Annotated in this window: 13 protein-coding genes; 12 read left to right on the forward strand and 1 reads right to left on the reverse strand. The window is 71.9% G+C overall.

Annotation, left to right across the window (positions count from 1 at the left end):
- Positions 1-179 precede the first annotated feature (179 nt).
- A complete protein-coding gene (locus ACZ7LY_RS30875; RefSeq protein WP_471628044.1) occupies positions 180-1,979 on the reverse strand; it encodes a bifunctional metallophosphatase/5'-nucleotidase in 1,800 nt (599 codons plus the stop codon).
- Between the two features lie 136 nt (positions 1,980-2,115).
- On the opposite strand from ACZ7LY_RS30875, the gene mshD reads away from it, so the two are divergent.
- The 12 genes from mshD (at position 2,116) to pstB (ending at position 15,191) form a co-directional block, all read left to right on the forward strand.
- Complete coding sequence (gene mshD / locus ACZ7LY_RS30880) at positions 2,116-3,051, forward strand: mycothiol synthase (protein WP_471628045.1); 936 nt, start codon at positions 2,116-2,118, stop codon at positions 3,049-3,051.
- A gap of 129 nt (positions 3,052-3,180) precedes the next feature.
- Positions 3,181-3,576 carry a GntR family transcriptional regulator gene (locus ACZ7LY_RS30885; protein WP_471628068.1) on the forward strand — a complete coding sequence of 132 codons (396 nt, stop codon included), beginning with the start codon at positions 3,181-3,183 and terminating at the stop codon, positions 3,574-3,576.
- On the forward strand, positions 3,573-4,469 hold the full coding sequence (locus tag ACZ7LY_RS30890) for an ABC transporter ATP-binding protein (RefSeq protein WP_471628046.1): 897 nt from the start codon (positions 3,573-3,575) through the stop codon (positions 4,467-4,469). Before ACZ7LY_RS30885 ends, ACZ7LY_RS30890 begins: the two co-directional genes overlap by 4 nt.
- On the forward strand, positions 4,466-5,443 hold the full coding sequence (locus ACZ7LY_RS30895; protein WP_471628047.1) for a hypothetical protein: 978 nt from the start codon (positions 4,466-4,468) through the stop codon (positions 5,441-5,443). The genes ACZ7LY_RS30890 and ACZ7LY_RS30895 overlap by 4 nt, the downstream gene beginning before the upstream one ends.
- 3 nt (positions 5,444-5,446) lie before the next feature.
- The gene (locus tag ACZ7LY_RS30900; RefSeq protein WP_471628048.1) at positions 5,447-6,397 is read left to right on the forward strand and encodes a hypothetical protein; all 951 of its coding nucleotides are present in this window, start codon (positions 5,447-5,449) and stop codon (positions 6,395-6,397) included.
- A 592-nt stretch (positions 6,398-6,989) separates the two neighbouring features.
- Positions 6,990-9,353 (forward strand): RNA degradosome polyphosphate kinase, encoded by a 2,364-nt coding sequence (locus tag ACZ7LY_RS30905; RefSeq protein WP_471628049.1) that lies wholly within the window; start codon positions 6,990-6,992, stop codon positions 9,351-9,353.
- Positions 9,334-10,293, forward strand: a complete 960-nt coding sequence (locus ACZ7LY_RS30910) for a CHAD domain-containing protein (protein ID WP_471628050.1) — start codon at positions 9,334-9,336, stop codon at positions 10,291-10,293. Before ACZ7LY_RS30905 ends, ACZ7LY_RS30910 begins: the two co-directional genes overlap by 20 nt.
- Positions 10,290-10,745, forward strand: coding sequence for an NUDIX hydrolase (locus ACZ7LY_RS30915; protein ID WP_471628051.1), 456 nt, complete (start codon positions 10,290-10,292; stop codon positions 10,743-10,745). Before ACZ7LY_RS30910 ends, ACZ7LY_RS30915 begins: the two co-directional genes overlap by 4 nt.
- A gap of 300 nt (positions 10,746-11,045) precedes the next feature.
- Positions 11,046-12,179 carry a phosphate ABC transporter substrate-binding protein PstS gene (gene pstS / locus ACZ7LY_RS30920; RefSeq protein WP_471628052.1) on the forward strand — a complete coding sequence of 378 codons (1,134 nt, stop codon included), beginning with the start codon at positions 11,046-11,048 and terminating at the stop codon, positions 12,177-12,179.
- 108 nt (positions 12,180-12,287) lie between these two features.
- Positions 12,288-13,295 carry a phosphate ABC transporter permease subunit PstC gene (pstC, locus tag ACZ7LY_RS30925; RefSeq protein WP_471628053.1) on the forward strand — a complete coding sequence of 336 codons (1,008 nt, stop codon included), beginning with the start codon at positions 12,288-12,290 and terminating at the stop codon, positions 13,293-13,295.
- Positions 13,292-14,362, forward strand: coding sequence for a phosphate ABC transporter permease PstA (gene pstA, locus ACZ7LY_RS30930; RefSeq protein WP_471628054.1), 1,071 nt, complete (start codon positions 13,292-13,294; stop codon positions 14,360-14,362). Before pstC ends, pstA begins: the two co-directional genes overlap by 4 nt.
- Positions 14,363-14,414: 52 nt before the next feature.
- A complete protein-coding gene (pstB, locus tag ACZ7LY_RS30935) occupies positions 14,415-15,191 on the forward strand; it encodes a phosphate ABC transporter ATP-binding protein PstB (RefSeq protein ID WP_471628055.1) in 777 nt (258 codons plus the stop codon).
- Positions 15,192-15,272 lie beyond the last annotated feature (81 nt).

Here is a 15,272-nt window from a genome sequence, read left to right on the forward strand (position 1 = left end):
CCCACCCTTCAGGCAAACAACCTTCACAACTGGCCACAGCGGCACCGCTGTTCACCCGGTGAACGACTAGGTGAACGACAAGTGGCCCACGGCTGGACCGGAGTCCAACCGTAGGCCACCGCCCGCCGCGCCCCGGGGCGCGGCGCACGTGCGCTACTTCACGCCGGTGGGCGCGCGGGTCACTTCACGATCGTGATGCGGTCCGCCTTCGGCGGCGCGATCGGGTTCTGCGCCGAGGAGTTGGCGGTCAGGTAGTCGTTGAACGCCTTGAGGTCGTCGGCGCCGACCAGCGGGTTCTTGCCCTGCCCGAGCGCCGTGAAGCCGTCGCCGCCGCCCGCGAGGAAGACGTTCATGGCGACGCGGTAGGTGGCGGCCGGGTCGAGGGGCGCGCCGTTCAGGCGGATCGTGTCGACGAGGACGCGGGCCGCGCCGGACTTCGTCATGTCGAGCGTGTACGTGAGGCCCTGCGAGGGCTGGAGGATCTTCGGGGACGCCGCGTTGGGGCCGCTGACCTGCTGCTGGAGACCCTGGATGAGCTGGGCGCCGGTCAGGTCCACGAGGTTGACGGTGTTGCTGAAGGGCTGCACGGCGAACGCCTCGCCGTAGGTGACGACGCCGTCGCCCTCGCTGCCGCTCGCCTTGTACACGAGGTCGGAGCGGACCCCGCCCGGGTTCATCAGGGCGAGGCTGGTCTTCGGGTCGAGGGACTTGCCGTGCGCGAGCTGGGCGTCGGCGATGAGGTCGCCGAGCGGCTCCTCGGGCGTACCGGCGCCGCGGCCGGGGATGTCACCGGAGATGTAGCCGACGGGCTGGTTCGCCACCGGCGCGGCCAGCTTGTTCCAGCGGCCGATGAGGTCCGTCATGTCGGCGGCCTTGGGCTGCGTGCGCGACACGACATGGTTCGCGGACTTCACCGAGGTGCGGACGATGTCCTTGGTGGCGCGGTCGTACGTCAGCGAGGTGTCCGTGAACAGCTTCCCGTACGAGGACGCCGAGGTGACCATGCGGGGCTTGCCGGACGGGTCGGGGATCGTGCACACGTACGCGTTGTGCGTGTGGCCGGTGACGAGCGCGTCGACCTTCGGCGTGATGCCCTTGGCGATGTCGACGATCGGGCCGGAGACGCCGGAGCCGCCGCCGTTCGCGTCGCAGTCGTAGTTGTAGGCGCCGGACGCGGGCAGGCCGCCCTCGTGGATGAGCGTGACGATGGACTTCACGCCCTGCTTGTCGAGGATGTCCGCGTACTTGTTGACCGTCTCGATCTCGTCGTGGAACTTCAGGCCCTTGACGCCGTCCGCGGAGACGATGTCCGGGGTGCCTTCGAGCGTGACGCCGATGAAGCCGATCTTGACGCCCTTGTGCTCCCACACCCAGTACGGCTTGAGGATCGGCTTGCCGGTCTTCTCGTCCGTCACGTTGGCCGCGAGGTAGGGGTAGTCGGCGCCCTGGAAGCCGCGGCTCTTGTCGTAGCAGCCGTCGGTGGGGTGGCAGCCGCCGTTCTGCAGGCGGGCCAGCTCCTTGGCGCCCTCGTCGAACTCGTGGTTGCCGACGGAGGTGACGTCCAGGTCCAGCTTGTTCATCGCCTCCACGGTCGGCTCGTCGTGGAAGAGGCCCGACAGCAGCGGGCTCGCGCCGACGAGGTCACCGGCGGCGGCCGTCACGCTGTACGCGTGACCCGCGCGCGCGTTGCGCAGGGAGGTCGCCAGGTACTCGACACCGCCGGCGTCGATCTTCTTCTGCGTACCGTCCGGCTGAACCTCGGTGACCTGCCCGGAGGAACCGGCCGGGGGCTCCAGGTTGCCGTGGAAGTCGTTGAAGGACAGCAACTGCACGTCCTGGTACCGGCCGTGGCTCTGGTCCTTGGCGGGCGCGGCCCCGGCCGGCAGGGCGGCGACGAGCGCGCCCGCGGTGGTCAGGGTCGCCGCGGCGGCGAGGGCGGCTCTGAGCCGGCGTCCGGGTCGGTTCTTGCGTACGGGCATGGGTGTCCCCTAGGAGGTCGCTGCGGGCTGCGGTGACGCGGGAAGCCTAAGGTCAACGCGCGTAGCGCGACAGGGGTTCGGTGGTTACGAGCTGGTTGCCGTCCCGGGGCGGGGGCCGCGCCGTACCCTCGTAGCCATGACCACGGACCCCGCCACCGCCACCGGCCCGACCGCCCCGGGCCGCCGGATCGACACCCTGAGCGCCCTGTCCGCCGAGCAGTCCGCCGAGGTGCTCGCGCTGCTGTCCGAGGCCGCCCGGACGGACGGCCAGCAGGCCGTCTCGGAGCAGGGCAGGCTCCAGTTGCGCGGCGGCGAGCGCGAGGGCATCACGCATCTGCTGCTGAGCGTCGACGGGGAACTGGCCGGGTACGCGCAGTTGGAGGACACCGACCCGGTGGAGGCGCCGGCCGCCGAGCTGGTCGTGCGGCCCGGGCTGCGCGGGCGGGGGCACGGGCGGGCGCTCGGCGCGGCGCTGCTCGCGGCGTCGGGCAAGCGGCTGCGGGTGTGGGCGCACGGCGGGCACAGCGCGGCGCGCCATCTCGCGCAGGTCCTCGGTCTGACGCTCTTTCGTGAGCTGCGCCAGATGCGCCGCCCGCTGGACGGGCCGCCGCTGCCGGAGCCGGTGCTGCCCGAGGGCGTGCGCGTACGGACGTTCGTGCCGGGGCAGGACGACGCGGCGTGGCTCGCGGTCAACGCGGCGGCGTTCGCGCACCACCCCGAGCAGGGCGCGCTGACCCAGCGCGACCTGGACGACCGCAGGGCGGAGCCGTGGTTCGACCCGGCGGGCTTCTTCCTCGCGTTCCGGGGCGAGGAGCTGGTCGGCTTCCACTGGACGAAGGTGCACGCGCAGGAGCGGATCGGCGAGGTGTACGTGGTCGGTGTCGCCCCGGGCCGGCAGGGCGGCGGGCTCGGCAAGGCGCTCACGGCGACGGGCCTGCGCCATCTGGCGGCGGCCGGCCTGCCGACGGCGATGCTCTACGTGGACGCCGACAACAAGGCGGCGGTCAGCGTGTACGAGCGGATGGGTTTCACCACGTACGAGACGGACCTGATGTACCGCACGGAGTCCTGACCGCACCCGGTCTGACCTGCGTTTTCTCCAGGAGGGGGTCGCGTCGCTTGACGTGACCCCCTCTCTTGCATCACCCTTTCACTACTTGATTAGTGAAAGGGGGGTGAGCCTGTGGCCGAGCATGAGCCGGTGATCGAGTTCCGTATCGACCGCCACAGCGGCGTCGCCACCTACGTCCAGATCGTCCACCAGACCGAGCAGGCCCTGCGCCTGGGTCTGCTGGAGCCCGGCGACAAGCTGCCGACGGCCCGCGAGGTCGTCGAGGCCACCGCCATCAACCCGAACACGGTGCTCAAGGCGTACCGCGAGCTGGAGCGCTCCGGGCTCGTCGAGGCCCGCCGGGGGCTTGGCACCTTCGTGCGCAAGACGCTCGGCTCCGCCGCCGCCGGCTCGCCACTGAGCATCGAACTGGACGACTGGGCGCGCCGCGCGCGGGAGGCCGGCCTCGACCGCGAGGACGTCGCCGCCCTGTTCGCGGGCGCCCTGGAAGCCCACTACAGCACCACCACCAAGGGGAACGCATGAGCACGGCCATCGAGGCGACCGGCCTCGGCAAGCGCTACGGACGGCACGGCACGGCGGCCCTCGACGGCTGCTCCTTCCGGCTGCCCGCGGGCCGGATCAGCGCGCTCGTCGGGCCCAACGGCGCCGGCAAGTCGACGCTGCTGTCGATCGCGGCGGGCCTGCTGCGGCCCGGCACCGGCCGCGTCGAGGTGCTCGGCGCCGCCCCCGGCGTCCACCGCGCCAAGGTGTCCTACCTCTCCCAGGACAAGCCGCTGTACCCGCAGTTGACCATCGCGGACACCCTGCGCATGGGCGCCGAGCTGAACCCCGGCCGCTGGGACGCGGCGTACGCGGCGGGCATCGTGGAGCAGGGCTCCCTCGACCCGAAGACCCGCGTCCGGGCGCTCTCCGGCGGGCAGCGCACCCGCGTCGCGCTCGCCCTCGCCCTCGGCAAGCGGCCCGAGCTGATGCTCCTGGACGAGCCGATGGCCGACCTCGACCCGCTCGCCCGGCACGAGCTGATGGGCACCCTGATGGCCGACGCCGCCGAGCACGGCACGACCGTCCTGATGTCCTCGCACATCGTCGCCGAGCTGGCCGACGCCTGCGACCACCTGCTGCTCCTCGGCGACGGCCGCATCCGCCTCGGCGGCGGCATCGACGACCTGATCGGCGCGCACAGCCTCGTCACCGGGCGCGGCGACCTCGCCGGGCACACCGTCGTCGAGTCCCGCGCCTCCGGCCGCGGGGTCACCGCCCTGATCCGCCGCGACGGGCCGGTCGGCGAGGGCTGGCAGGTCCAGGAACCCTCCCTGGAGGAACTGCTCCTGGCCCATCTGCGCTCCCCCGACGCGCCCGCCCTGCTCACCCCGAGCACGGCCGTCCGCGCCGACCGGACGGCGGTGACCGCGTGAGCGCCCCGACCCTCGACAAGACCCCCGCGACGACCCCGGTGCGCCGCACCCTGCCCGGCGCCGACGGCCTCGTGTGGACCGTCCTGCGCCTGCACCGCACCGCCCTGTGGATCTGGGTGGCGTACGTGGCGCTCAGCGCGGGCCTGCTGCTGTGGCTGTGGGGCCCCGGCTCCTCGTCGGCCCGCGCCGCGTTCGCCTCCTTCGGCTACTACGGCGCCCACGACGACGCCTACCGGGGCGCCGCCGCGTTCCTGCCGTTCGTCGGCAGCTCCTTCGACACCCTCTTCTACGAGCCGCTGACGCTGACCCGGATCATCGCCGTCGCCGTCGCCGTGTTCGCCGCCGGGCCGCTGATCTCCCGTGAGTTCGAACTGGGCACGGTCAAGCTGGCCTGGACGCAGTCGGTGACGCCGACCCGCTGGCTCACCGCCAAGCTGGCGCTGCCCGCGCTGTGCGTCGCCGTCGGCTCGGCCCTCGTCGTCACCCTGTACTGGGCGGTGTTCCACGCCCGCGGCCATCTCCTCGTGGCCGGCATCGGACCGCGCGACTTCGTCTTCTCCATCGGCCCGGCGACCGTGGCCGACGCCCTGTTCGGGCTCGCCTTCGGCGTCCTCGCCGCGCTCCTGATCCGGCGCACGCTGCCCGCCGTCGTCCTCGCCGGGGGCGTCCAGGCCCTCATCGGCCTCTTCCGCGCCAACTCCTGGCCGTTCCAGGGCCTGTACCAGCAGCCCGAACTCCCGGTGCACAGCAAGGCCGTCACCTCCACCGGCGCCGAGATCACCGACCCGGAGTGCCTGACCCGGCGCTGCCTCGACCGGCACGACATCACCGGCTTCGACCGGCACTACCTGCCCTCCCCCGACTTCTGGCCCCGCCAGCTCACCGAGACCGGCGTCCTGCTCGGCCTCACCGCGCTCGCCGTCGTCGCCGCGTACCTGGTGATCCGCCGTCACCAGCCCGTCAAGGGAGCCTGAACCATGGCCACGCTCACCCTTTCCCCCACGGCGGGCCTGACCCGCTCGGTCCTGCGTCTGCACCGGGGCGCCCTGTGGCTGTGGACCGCGTACGTGGTCCTCGTCTCGGGCGTGCTCCTGTGGGCCTGGGGGCCGGGCGCCTCCGCCCTGCACATCACCGGCCACTGCGTGCCCGGGGTCGTCAACTCCTGCACGGCGGACGGCCCGGGCGCGGGCACGTACCACTACGTGCTGATGAGCGCCGACACCTTCCTGGCGCTGCTGCCGGCCGCCGTCGCGGTGTTCGCCGCCGGCACGCTCATCGGCGGCGAACTCGATCGCGGCACCGCGCATCTCGCCTGGACCCAGTCCGTCTCCCCCGCGCGCTGGCTCGCCACCAAGCTGGCCCTGCCCGCGCTCGCGCTCACCGCCGGTACGGCCGTGCTGCTCCTGCTGCGCCGGGCCGTCGCCGCGCGGACCCCGCAGCTCCCCGTCAACCAGTGGTTCCTCGGCTCCGGCACCTTCGACCGGCTCGGCCCGGTGCTGATCGCGCTGCCGCTGCTCGGGCTCGCGGTGGGCACGCTCACGGCGTTCCTCGTGCGCCGTCCGCTGGCGAGCGCGGGTGTCTCGCTCGGCGCGATGGTCGTCCTCACGGGGTTCATCGACGCCGTCCACCTGCGCCTGTGGCCCACGAAGACCGTCCTCGGCAGCCTCAAGGAGGGCTATCCCGGCTTCACCGGCGCGCTCCTCGACGAGGGGGCGGTGACCGGCTCCGGTGCGCATGTCTCGGACCCGATCTGTGCCGGGGACCGAGCCTGCCTCACCGAGGACAACATCACGGGCTACTACCGCGAGTACCACCCCCTCTCCCACTTCTGGCCCCTCCAACTGGCCGAAACGGCGCTCCTCCTCGGAGTGACGGGCGCCATCACGCTCCTGGCGTTCCGCGTCCTGGGCCGCAAAGCCGCCCGCTGACCACGAGACGCCCCGATCACGCAGTTCCCCGCGCCCCTGGGCAGTCGACCACCTGCGGCCCGGTGGGGCGTCTCGCGCAGTTCCCCGCGCCCCTAGGCAGTCGACCATCCACCGGCCGGTGGGGGCTGGTCGCGCAGTTCCCCGCGCCCCTGGAGGGGCGACTGCGTCGCCACCTCCTCCCCTGGGGAGCTGGGGCGCAGCCCCGCTCCTCAGGGGCGCGGGGAACTGCGCAACGTCCAGGCCAGCGGACCTCACCCGGAAAACTCCCCAGGGGCGCGGGGAACTGCGCAACGTTCAGGTCAGCGGACCTCACCCGGAGAACCCCCCAGGGGCGCGAGGAACTGCGCGACCAGCCACGACGCGACCGTCAGACGAAGAACCCGCCCCCAGGGGCCCCGACCAACCCCGGAACCAAAAATCCCGCCCCAAGCCGGAGGCCACCGGCACGTCATGTACCCGTAACCACGGATTCAGACGACCTTGCCACCCTCACGGAATGCACCCCCCCGCGCCCGACCCCCAGCCCCGAGCGGCAGCGGCCGCGGCCCGCGTCGGCGCGCCCCGCCCCGCCCCCTCACGGAACAATGGGGTCATGAGCCAGCCGAACGCAGCCGCAGCCGCCGCCGAGCCCACGCAGGCCACCCCCGCCACCACCCCGGACAAGCCGACTCAGGGCAAGCCGGCCCAGGACAGGCCCGCCCAGGACAAGCCGGCCCAGGACAACCCCGCGCCGCAGCCCTCCGTCGGCTCGCTCACGGCGCACCGCCCGCACCCGGTGGCCCCCGCGGACTTCGGCAGCAAGCTCGGCGGCATCGTCGCGGACATCGACGCCGACCCGGACGACTACGAGGACGGCTACGACCCGCTCGAGGACGGCGCGGAGCTGCCGCAGGGCCGCTTCCTGGACCGCGAGCGAAGCTGGCTGGCGTTCAACGAGCGGGTCCTGGAGCTGGCCGAGGACCCGGACACCCCGCTCCTGGAGCGCGCGAACTTCCTGGCGATCTTCGCGTCGAACCTGGACGAGTTCTTCATGGTCCGCGTCGCCGGCCTCAAGCGCCGCATCGCCACCGGCGTCGCCACCCGTTCGGCCTCAGGCCTCCAGCCCCGCGAGGTCCTGGAGCTGATCTGGAACCGCTCGCGCGAGCTGATGGCCCGGCACGCCGCCTGCTACCAGGACGAGGTCGCCCCCGGACTCGCCGACGAGGGCATCCACGTCGTGCGCTGGAACGAGCTGACCGACAAGGAGCAGGCCCGGCTGTACACGCTGTTCATGCAGCAGATCTTCCCGGTGCTGACCCCGCTGGCCGTCGACCCCGCGCACCCCTTCCCGTACATCTCGGGCCTGTCCCTGAACCTCGCGGTCGTCGTCAGCAACCCGGTCAGCGGCCACCGCCACTTCGCCCGGGTGAAGGTCCCGCCACTGCTCTCCCGCTTCCTGGAGGCGTCCCCGCAGCGCTATGTGCCGATCGAGGACGTGATCTCCGCGCCCCGGCACCTGGGCGAGCTGTTCCCGGGCATGACGATCGAGGAACACCACATGTTCCGCGTCACGCGCAACGAGGACCTGGAGGTAGAGGAGGACGACGCGGAGAACCTCCTGAAGGCGCTGGAGAAGGAGCTGATGCGGCGCCGCTTCGGCCCGCCGGTGCGCCTGGAGGTCGAGGAGACCATCGACTCGGAGGTCCTCAGCCTTCTCGTACGGGAGCTGAAGGTCAGCGAGGCGGAGGTCTATCCGCTGCCCGGCCCGCTGGACCTGACCGGCCTGTTCGCCATAGCGGGTCTCGACCGGCCGGAGCTGAAGTACCCCAAGTTCGTGGCGGGCACCCACCGCGACCTCGCCGAGGTGGAGTCCGCGTCGGCGCCCGACATCTTCGCCGCGCTGCGCAATCACGACGTGCTGCTGCACCACCCGTACGACTCGTTCTCCACGTCCGTCCAGGCGTTCCTGGAGCAGGCGGCGCAGGACCCGGACGTCCTGGCGATCAAGCAGACGCTGTACCGCACCTCGGGCGACTCCCCGATCGTGGACGCGCTGATAGAGGCGGCGGAGGCCGGCAAGCAGGTCCTGGTCCTCGTCGAGATCAAGGCCCGCTTCGACGAGCAGGCCAACATCAAGTGGGCCCGCAAGCTGGAGGAGGCCGGCTGCCACGTCGTGTACGGCCTGGTCGGCCTGAAGACGCACTGCAAGCTGTCGCTGGTGGTGCGCCAGGAGGGCGACGCCCTGGTCCGCTACAGCCACGTCGGCACCGGCAACTACCACCCGAAGACGGCCCGGCTGTACGAGGACCTCGGCCTGCTGACCGCGAACCAGGAGGTCGGCGCCGACCTGTCCGACCTGTTCAACCGGCTGTCGGGGTACAGCCGCCGCGAGACCTACCGCCGCCTCCTCGTCGCGCCGAAGTCCCTGCGTACGGGCCTCGTGACGCGGATCGAGAAGGAGGTCCAGCACCACCGCGCGGGCCGCCCCGCCTACGTCCGTATCAAGGTGAACTCGATGGTCGACGAGGCCGTCATCGACGCCCTGTACCGGGCGTCGCGGGCGGGCGTGCCGGTGGATGTGTGGGTGCGCGGGATCTGCGCCGTACGGCCGGGCGTCACGGGCCTGTCGGAGAACATCCGGGTCCGTTCGGTCCTCGGCCGCTTCCTCGAACACTCCCGGGTCTTCGCCTTCGGCAACGGCGGCGAGCCGGAGGTGTGGATCGGCAGCGCCGACATGATGCACCGCAACCTCGACCGCCGGATCGAGGCCCTGGTCCGCGTCGAGGACCCGGCCCACCGGGCGGCCCTGAACCGGCTGCTCGAAACGGGGATGTCCGACTCCACCTCGTCCTGGCACCTGGGCCCGGACGGCAACTGGACCCGGCACGCCGCGGACGCGGACGGGCGCCCCCTGCGCAACGTTCAGGAGATGCTCATTGACGCCCGGAGGCGCCGGCGTGGCACAGCGACACCTTGAGACCACCGCCGAGCGGCACGACGTGCTCGGGTCCTATCTGCGGGCCCAGGCGACCGACTTCCTGCGCTCGCTGCGCCGGCACCGCGAGAGCGGCGCCGGCACCGACGTCGCCGAGACCGCGGCGGCGGCCCGCGCCCTGCGCCGGGCCAGCCGCCGCATCAGCGGCACCCTGCACACGTTCCGCCCGCTGCTGGACGCGGAGTGGTCGGACGCGCTCCGCCCCGAGCTGGCCTGGCTGTCCGGCACGCTCGCGCAGGAACACGCGTACGGGGACCGGCTGGAGCGGCTCGCGGACGCGCTCCAGCGGCTGACGGCCGCCCCCGCCGGGCGCGGCACGGGCCGGCTGCCGCAGCAGGCGCCCGGCGCGGCGGGCCTCGCGCTCGGCGCCGCCAAGGCCGCGGCCCTGCTGGAGCGGCAGCTCACGCTCGCCAAGACGCGGGCGCACAGCACGGCGCTCCAGGCGCTGGGCAGCGGCCGGTTCCACGCGGTCGCCGACCAGGTCGCCGTGCTGGCCAGCGAGGTCCCGCTGGCGCCCGCGGACGTGGCTCCGGCCAAGCTCGCCGCGGCCGCCGCGGCGCGGCTGGACGAGGCGGTGGCCGCCCTGCGCCACACCCCCGGCCACCCGTACAACGCGGACGCGGACACGCCCTGGCACCACGTACGGCTGCTGCTGCGGCTGCACCGGTACGCGCAGGAGGTCGCCGCCGACGGCCCGCCCGCCGACGGCCTGCGCCTGACGGAGGCCGCGCACGCCCTGAACGCGCACCGGGACGCCGCCGAGGCCGCCTCCGCCGCCGCCCACGCGGCCCGCACCCCGCGCATCGCGCCCGCCACGGCGTACGCGCTCGGCGTCCTCCACGCCGACCAGCGCCACCAGGTGCAGGCGGCCCGCGAGGCGTTCACGGCGGCCTGGCAGCGGGAGGCGGTGCCCGCGCCATGAGCCGGGCCGACGACCAGGCCGGCCACCGGGCCGACGAGCGGGCCGACGACCACCTCGTCCGCGCGGCGGGCTGCGTGCTGTGGCGCCGCGCGGCCGGCGGCGGCATCGAGGTCTGCCTCGTGCACAGGCCCAAGTACGACGACTGGTCGCACCCCAAGGGCAAGCTGAAGCGCGGCGAGGACGCGCTGTCCGGCGCGCTGCGCGAGGTCCGCGAGGAGACCGGCCACACCTGCCTGCCCGGCACGGCCCTGCCGACCGTCCGCTATGTCACCGGCGGGCGGCTCAAGCAGGTGGAGTACTGGGCCGCCCAGGCCGGCGCGGGCGCCTTCACCCCGAACCACGAGGTGGACCGCCTGCTGTGGCTGTCGCCCGACCGGGCCCGCGCCCGCCTGACCCGGCCCCGCGACCGGGAGCTCGTCGACGCGCTGCTCGACGCCCTGCGCCCGGCCTGATCACGCCCCTGCCGAAGCCTCTGCCAAGCCCCTGCCGAAGCCCCCGCGGGCGCCTCCCGAACGCGACGTCACGTGACCGCTCCGTGACCTCACCGCACCGCCCGCTGAGGTTCACCCTCCGTTCACTCATGCCCATCGGCCGCTTCACCTGATCTGCCTAATTTCGGCCTTACGCGGTGAGCCCCGGCCCCGGGAAACCCCCCGGCGACGAGCCTCTCCGTTCACCCGATACATCCGCAGACTTCGCACGCCGCCACAGAAGACGAAGAGGCCGGCGGCTCCTGGAAGGAACATCCGAAGGTGAAGCTTCAGCGCAAGAACCGGCTCCGCGCCCTCTCCCTCGGCGCTCTCGCCGTCTCCGGCGCCCTGGCCCTCACGGCGTGCGGCTCCGACAACACGGGCGACAACGGCAGCGGCAACAACGCCTCCGCCTCGGCGAACGCCAAGAACATCAAGTGCGACGACGCCAAGGGCCAGCTCCTCGGCATCGGTTCCTCCGCCCAGGCCAACGCCATCGAGGCCTGGCGCAAGGCGTACTCGCAGGCCTGCTCGGGCGTCCAGATCAACTACAAGCCCGACGGTTCCGGCGCCGGTGTCACCGCGTTCAACCAGGGCCAGGTCGCCTTCGCCGGCTCCGACTCGGCGCTCAAGCCCGAAGAGGTCACCGCCTCCAAGAAGGTCTGCAAGGGCGGCCAGGGCATCGACCTGCCGATGGTCGGCGGCCCGATCGCCGTCGCGTACAACGTCGAGGGCGTCGACAACCTCGTCCTGGACGGCAAGACGCTGGCCCAGATCTTCGACTCGAAGATCACCAAGTGGAACGACCCGGCGATCAAGAAGCTGAACCCGGACGCGAAGCTGCCGTCCACGAAGATCCAGGCGTTCCACCGCTCGGACGAGTCGGGCACCACCGACAACTTCACCAAGTACCTCAAGGCCACCGCCCCGGCGGACTGGAAGTACGAGGGCGGTAAGGCGTGGCAGGCCAAGGGCGGCCAGTCCGCGCAGGGCTCCTCCGGCCTCGCCCAGCAGGTCAAGCAGACCTCCGGCTCGATCACGTACGTCGAGCTGTCCTACGCCAAGGACGGCCTGAAGACGGTCGACATCGACACCGGCGCCTCCGCCCCGGTCAAGGCCACCACGGACAACGCGTCCAAGGCCATCGCCGACGCCAAGATCGTCGGCTCGGGCAAGGACCTCGCCCTCGAGCTGAACTACGCCACCAAGGCCGACGGCGCCTACCCGATCACCCTCGTCACGTACGAGATCGTCTGCGACAAGGGCAACAAGGCCGACACCCTGGCCGCCACCAAGTCCTTCCTGACGTACACCGCCTCGCAGGAGGGCCAGGCCGCGCTCGCCGAGCTCGGCTACGCCCCGATCCCCACCGAGATCAACAGCAAGGTCCGCGAGACCGTCGCCAGCATCAGCTAGCCCAGTGTGCGGGCCACCCCGAGCCGGGGTGGCCCGCACCGTCCGGTGCACCGCCGCCAGAAGCCCGTACGCCCGACCGGCAGGGGGCTTCGCAGACCGGAGAACCTCATGGACATAACCACGCAATCACCCGCGCCACCGGCGCCCACGGACCGCCCGACGCCCGCTCAGAGCAAGCGCGCCGCGCGCGGCGCCACCCGCCCCGGCGACCGGATCTTCCTCGGTCTGTCGCGCGGCTCCGGCATCCTGCTCCTGGTGATCATGGCCGCCATCGCGGTCTTCCTCACCTACCGCGCCTCGCTGGTCCTCTCCAAGAACCAGGGCGACTTCCTCACCACCTTCGAGTGGAACGCGACCGCGACCCCGCCCGTCTTCGGCATCGCCGTCCTCGCCTTCGGCACGGTCGTCACCTCGGTCATCGCCATGGCCATCGCGGTCCCGGTCGCCGTCGGCATCGCCCTGTTCCTCACGCACTACGCGCCGAAGAAGCTCGGCGGCCTCATCGCGTACGTCATCGACCTGCTGGCCGCCGTACCGTCCATCGTGTACGGCCTGTGGGGCGCCCTCTTCCTGGTGCCGCACATGGAGGGCCTGTTCAGCTGGCTCGACGACTACTTCGGCTGGACCGGGATCTTCTCCTACCAGGGCGGCGCCCCGCGCACCCTGCTCACGGTCGGCGTGCTGCTGGCCATCATGATCCTGCCGATCATCACGAACGTCTCCCGCGAGGTCTTCAAGCAGGCCCCCCTGATGCACCAGGAGGCGGCCCTCGCCCTCGGAGCCACCCGCTGGGAGGTCATCCGCATGTCGGTGATCCCCTTCGGCCGCTCGGGCGTGATCTCCGCGTCGATGCTCGGCCTCGGCCGCGCCCTCGGCGAGACGATGGCCGTCGCCACGGTCCTCTCCCCCGACTTCCTGATCCACACGAGCCTGCTCGACCCGGGCGGCGGCACGTTCGCGCAGAACATCGCCGCGAAGTTCTCCGAGGCCAACGACCAGGGCCGGGACGCCCTGATCGCCTCGGGTCTGGTCCTCTTCGTCATCACCCTGCTGGTCAACGGCGCCGCCCGGCTGATCATCGCCCGCCGCAAGGAGTACTCGGGGGCCAACGCATGAGCCACGCCGTGAACGCCTCCCCCGTCAAGCGCCCCTCCTCGCTGAGCGCCGCCCGCCTGCCGCGCTGGTCCCCGTGGGCCATCGCCCTCGGCTCGGTCGCCGCCGGCTGCGCGATCGGCCTCGGCGCCGGCCTGCACAGCAAGATCCAGTGGGGCCTGCTGGCCGCGCTCCTGTTCGTCGCCGGCACCTTCGCGCTCGCCGCGAAGGTCGAGGGCACACGCCAGGCCAAGGACCGCGTGGCGACCAGCGTCGTCTGGGTCGCGTTCATCCTCGCCGTGGTCCCGCTCGCGTCCCTCGTGTACGAGACCGTCCAGCGCGGCATCAAGGTCCTCGACCCGTACTTCCTGACGCACTCGATGGGCTTCGTCACCAGTTACGAGCCCGGCGGCGGCATCTACCACGCCATCCTCGGCACGCTGGAGCAGGTCGGCCTCGCCACGCTGATCTCGGTCCCGATCGGCCTGCTCACCGCGATCTACCTCGTGGAGTACGGCCGGGGCCGGCTCGCCAAGGCCGTCACCTTCTTCGTCGACGTCATGACGGGCATCCCGTCCATCGTCGCGGGCCTGTTCGTCCTGTCCTTCTGGATCCTCATCCTCGGCTTCGGCTACTCCGGCTTCGCCGGCGCGATGGCGCTGTCCATCCTGATGATCCCGGTCGTGGTCCGCTCCACCGAGGAGATGCTCAAGCTCGTCCCGAACGAGCTGCGCGAGGCCTCCCTCGCCCTCGGCGTCCCGAAGTGGCGCACGATCCTCAAGGTGGTCCTGCCGACCTCGATCGGCGGCATCACGACCGGCGTCATGCTCGCCGTCGCCCGCATCGCCGGCGAGACCGCCCCGGTGCTGCTGCTGGTCTTCGGCAACCCGCTGATCAACGGCAACCCGTTCCAGGACCCGCAGGCGTCGCTGCCGCTGTACATCTACCAGCAGTACGCGGGAAGCGGCGGCAGCCAGGCGGCGTACGACCGCGCCTGGGCCGCGGCCCTGGTCCTCATCGCCTTCATCATGATCCTCAACCTCGTGGCCCGCGGCATAGCCCGCTGGAAGGCTCCGAAGACGAGCCGCTGACGCGGCAAACCAGAAGCATCAGCGACTCGACCCCGGAAGTAGTGAACTAGTTATGGCCAAGCGAATCGACGTAAGCGGACTCACCGCCTACTACGGGTCCCACAAGGCGATCGACGACATCTCCATGACCGTCGAGCCCCGCTCGGTGACGGCCTTCATCGGCCCCTCGGGCTGCGGCAAGTCGACGTTCCTGCGCACCCTCAACCGCATGCACGAGGTCACCCCCGGCGGCCGCGTCGAGGGCAAGGTCCTGCTCGACGACGAGGACCTGTACGGCTCCCACGTCGACCCCGTCGCGGTGCGCCGCACGGTCGGCATGGTCTTCCAGCGCCCGAACCCCTTCCCCACCATGTCGATCTTCGACAACGTGGCGGCGGGCCTGCGGCTCAACGGCAAGTACAAGAAGTCCGAACTGAACGACGTCGTCGAGAAGTCCCTCAAGGGCGCCAACCTCTGGAACGAGGTCAAGGACCGCCTGAACAAGCCCGGCTCGGGCCTCTCCGGCGGCCAGCAGCAGCGCCTGTGCATCGCCCGCGCCATCGCGGTCGAGCCGGACGTCCTGCTCATGGACGAGCCCTGCTCCGCGCTCGACCCGATCTCGACCCTCGCCATCGAGGACCTGATCGGCGAGCTGAAGGAACGCTTCACGATCGTCATCGTGACGCACAACATGCAGCAGGCGGCCCGCGTCTCCGACCGCACCGCGTTCTTCAACCTCGCGGCGGTCGGCCAGCCCGGCAAGCTCGTGGAGATCGACGAGACGGAACGCATCTTCTCCAACCCGTCGGTCCAGGCCACGGAGGACTACATCTCCGGCCGCTTCGGCTGACCCCGACCCCTCGTGGTGCTGCATGGCGGTGCCACCACGAGGCAAAAGGCCCGCCCCCAAAAGGGGCGGGCCTTTCCACAC

It is taken from the genome of Streptomyces sp. NPDC107550, from assembly GCF_055639095.1.

Coding starts and splice junctions, on each gene's coding strand:
- ACZ7LY_RS30875 (WP_471628044.1), bottom strand. CDS start 1,979: ATGCCCGTACGCAAGAACCGACCCGGACGCCGGCTCAGAGCCGCCCTC.
- mshD (WP_471628045.1), top strand. CDS start 2,116: ATGACCACGGACCCCGCCACCGCCACCGGCCCGACCGCCCCGGGCCGC.
- ACZ7LY_RS30890 (WP_471628046.1), top strand. CDS start 3,573: ATGAGCACGGCCATCGAGGCGACCGGCCTCGGCAAGCGCTACGGACGG.
- ACZ7LY_RS30900 (WP_471628048.1), top strand. CDS start 5,447: ATGGCCACGCTCACCCTTTCCCCCACGGCGGGCCTGACCCGCTCGGTC.
- ACZ7LY_RS30905 (WP_471628049.1), top strand. CDS start 6,990: ATGAGCCAGCCGAACGCAGCCGCAGCCGCCGCCGAGCCCACGCAGGCC.
- ACZ7LY_RS30915 (WP_471628051.1), top strand. CDS start 10,290: ATGAGCCGGGCCGACGACCAGGCCGGCCACCGGGCCGACGAGCGGGCC.
- pstC (WP_471628053.1), top strand. CDS start 12,288: ATGGACATAACCACGCAATCACCCGCGCCACCGGCGCCCACGGACCGC.
- pstA (WP_471628054.1), top strand. CDS start 13,292: ATGAGCCACGCCGTGAACGCCTCCCCCGTCAAGCGCCCCTCCTCGCTG.
- pstB (WP_471628055.1), top strand. CDS start 14,415: ATGGCCAAGCGAATCGACGTAAGCGGACTCACCGCCTACTACGGGTCC.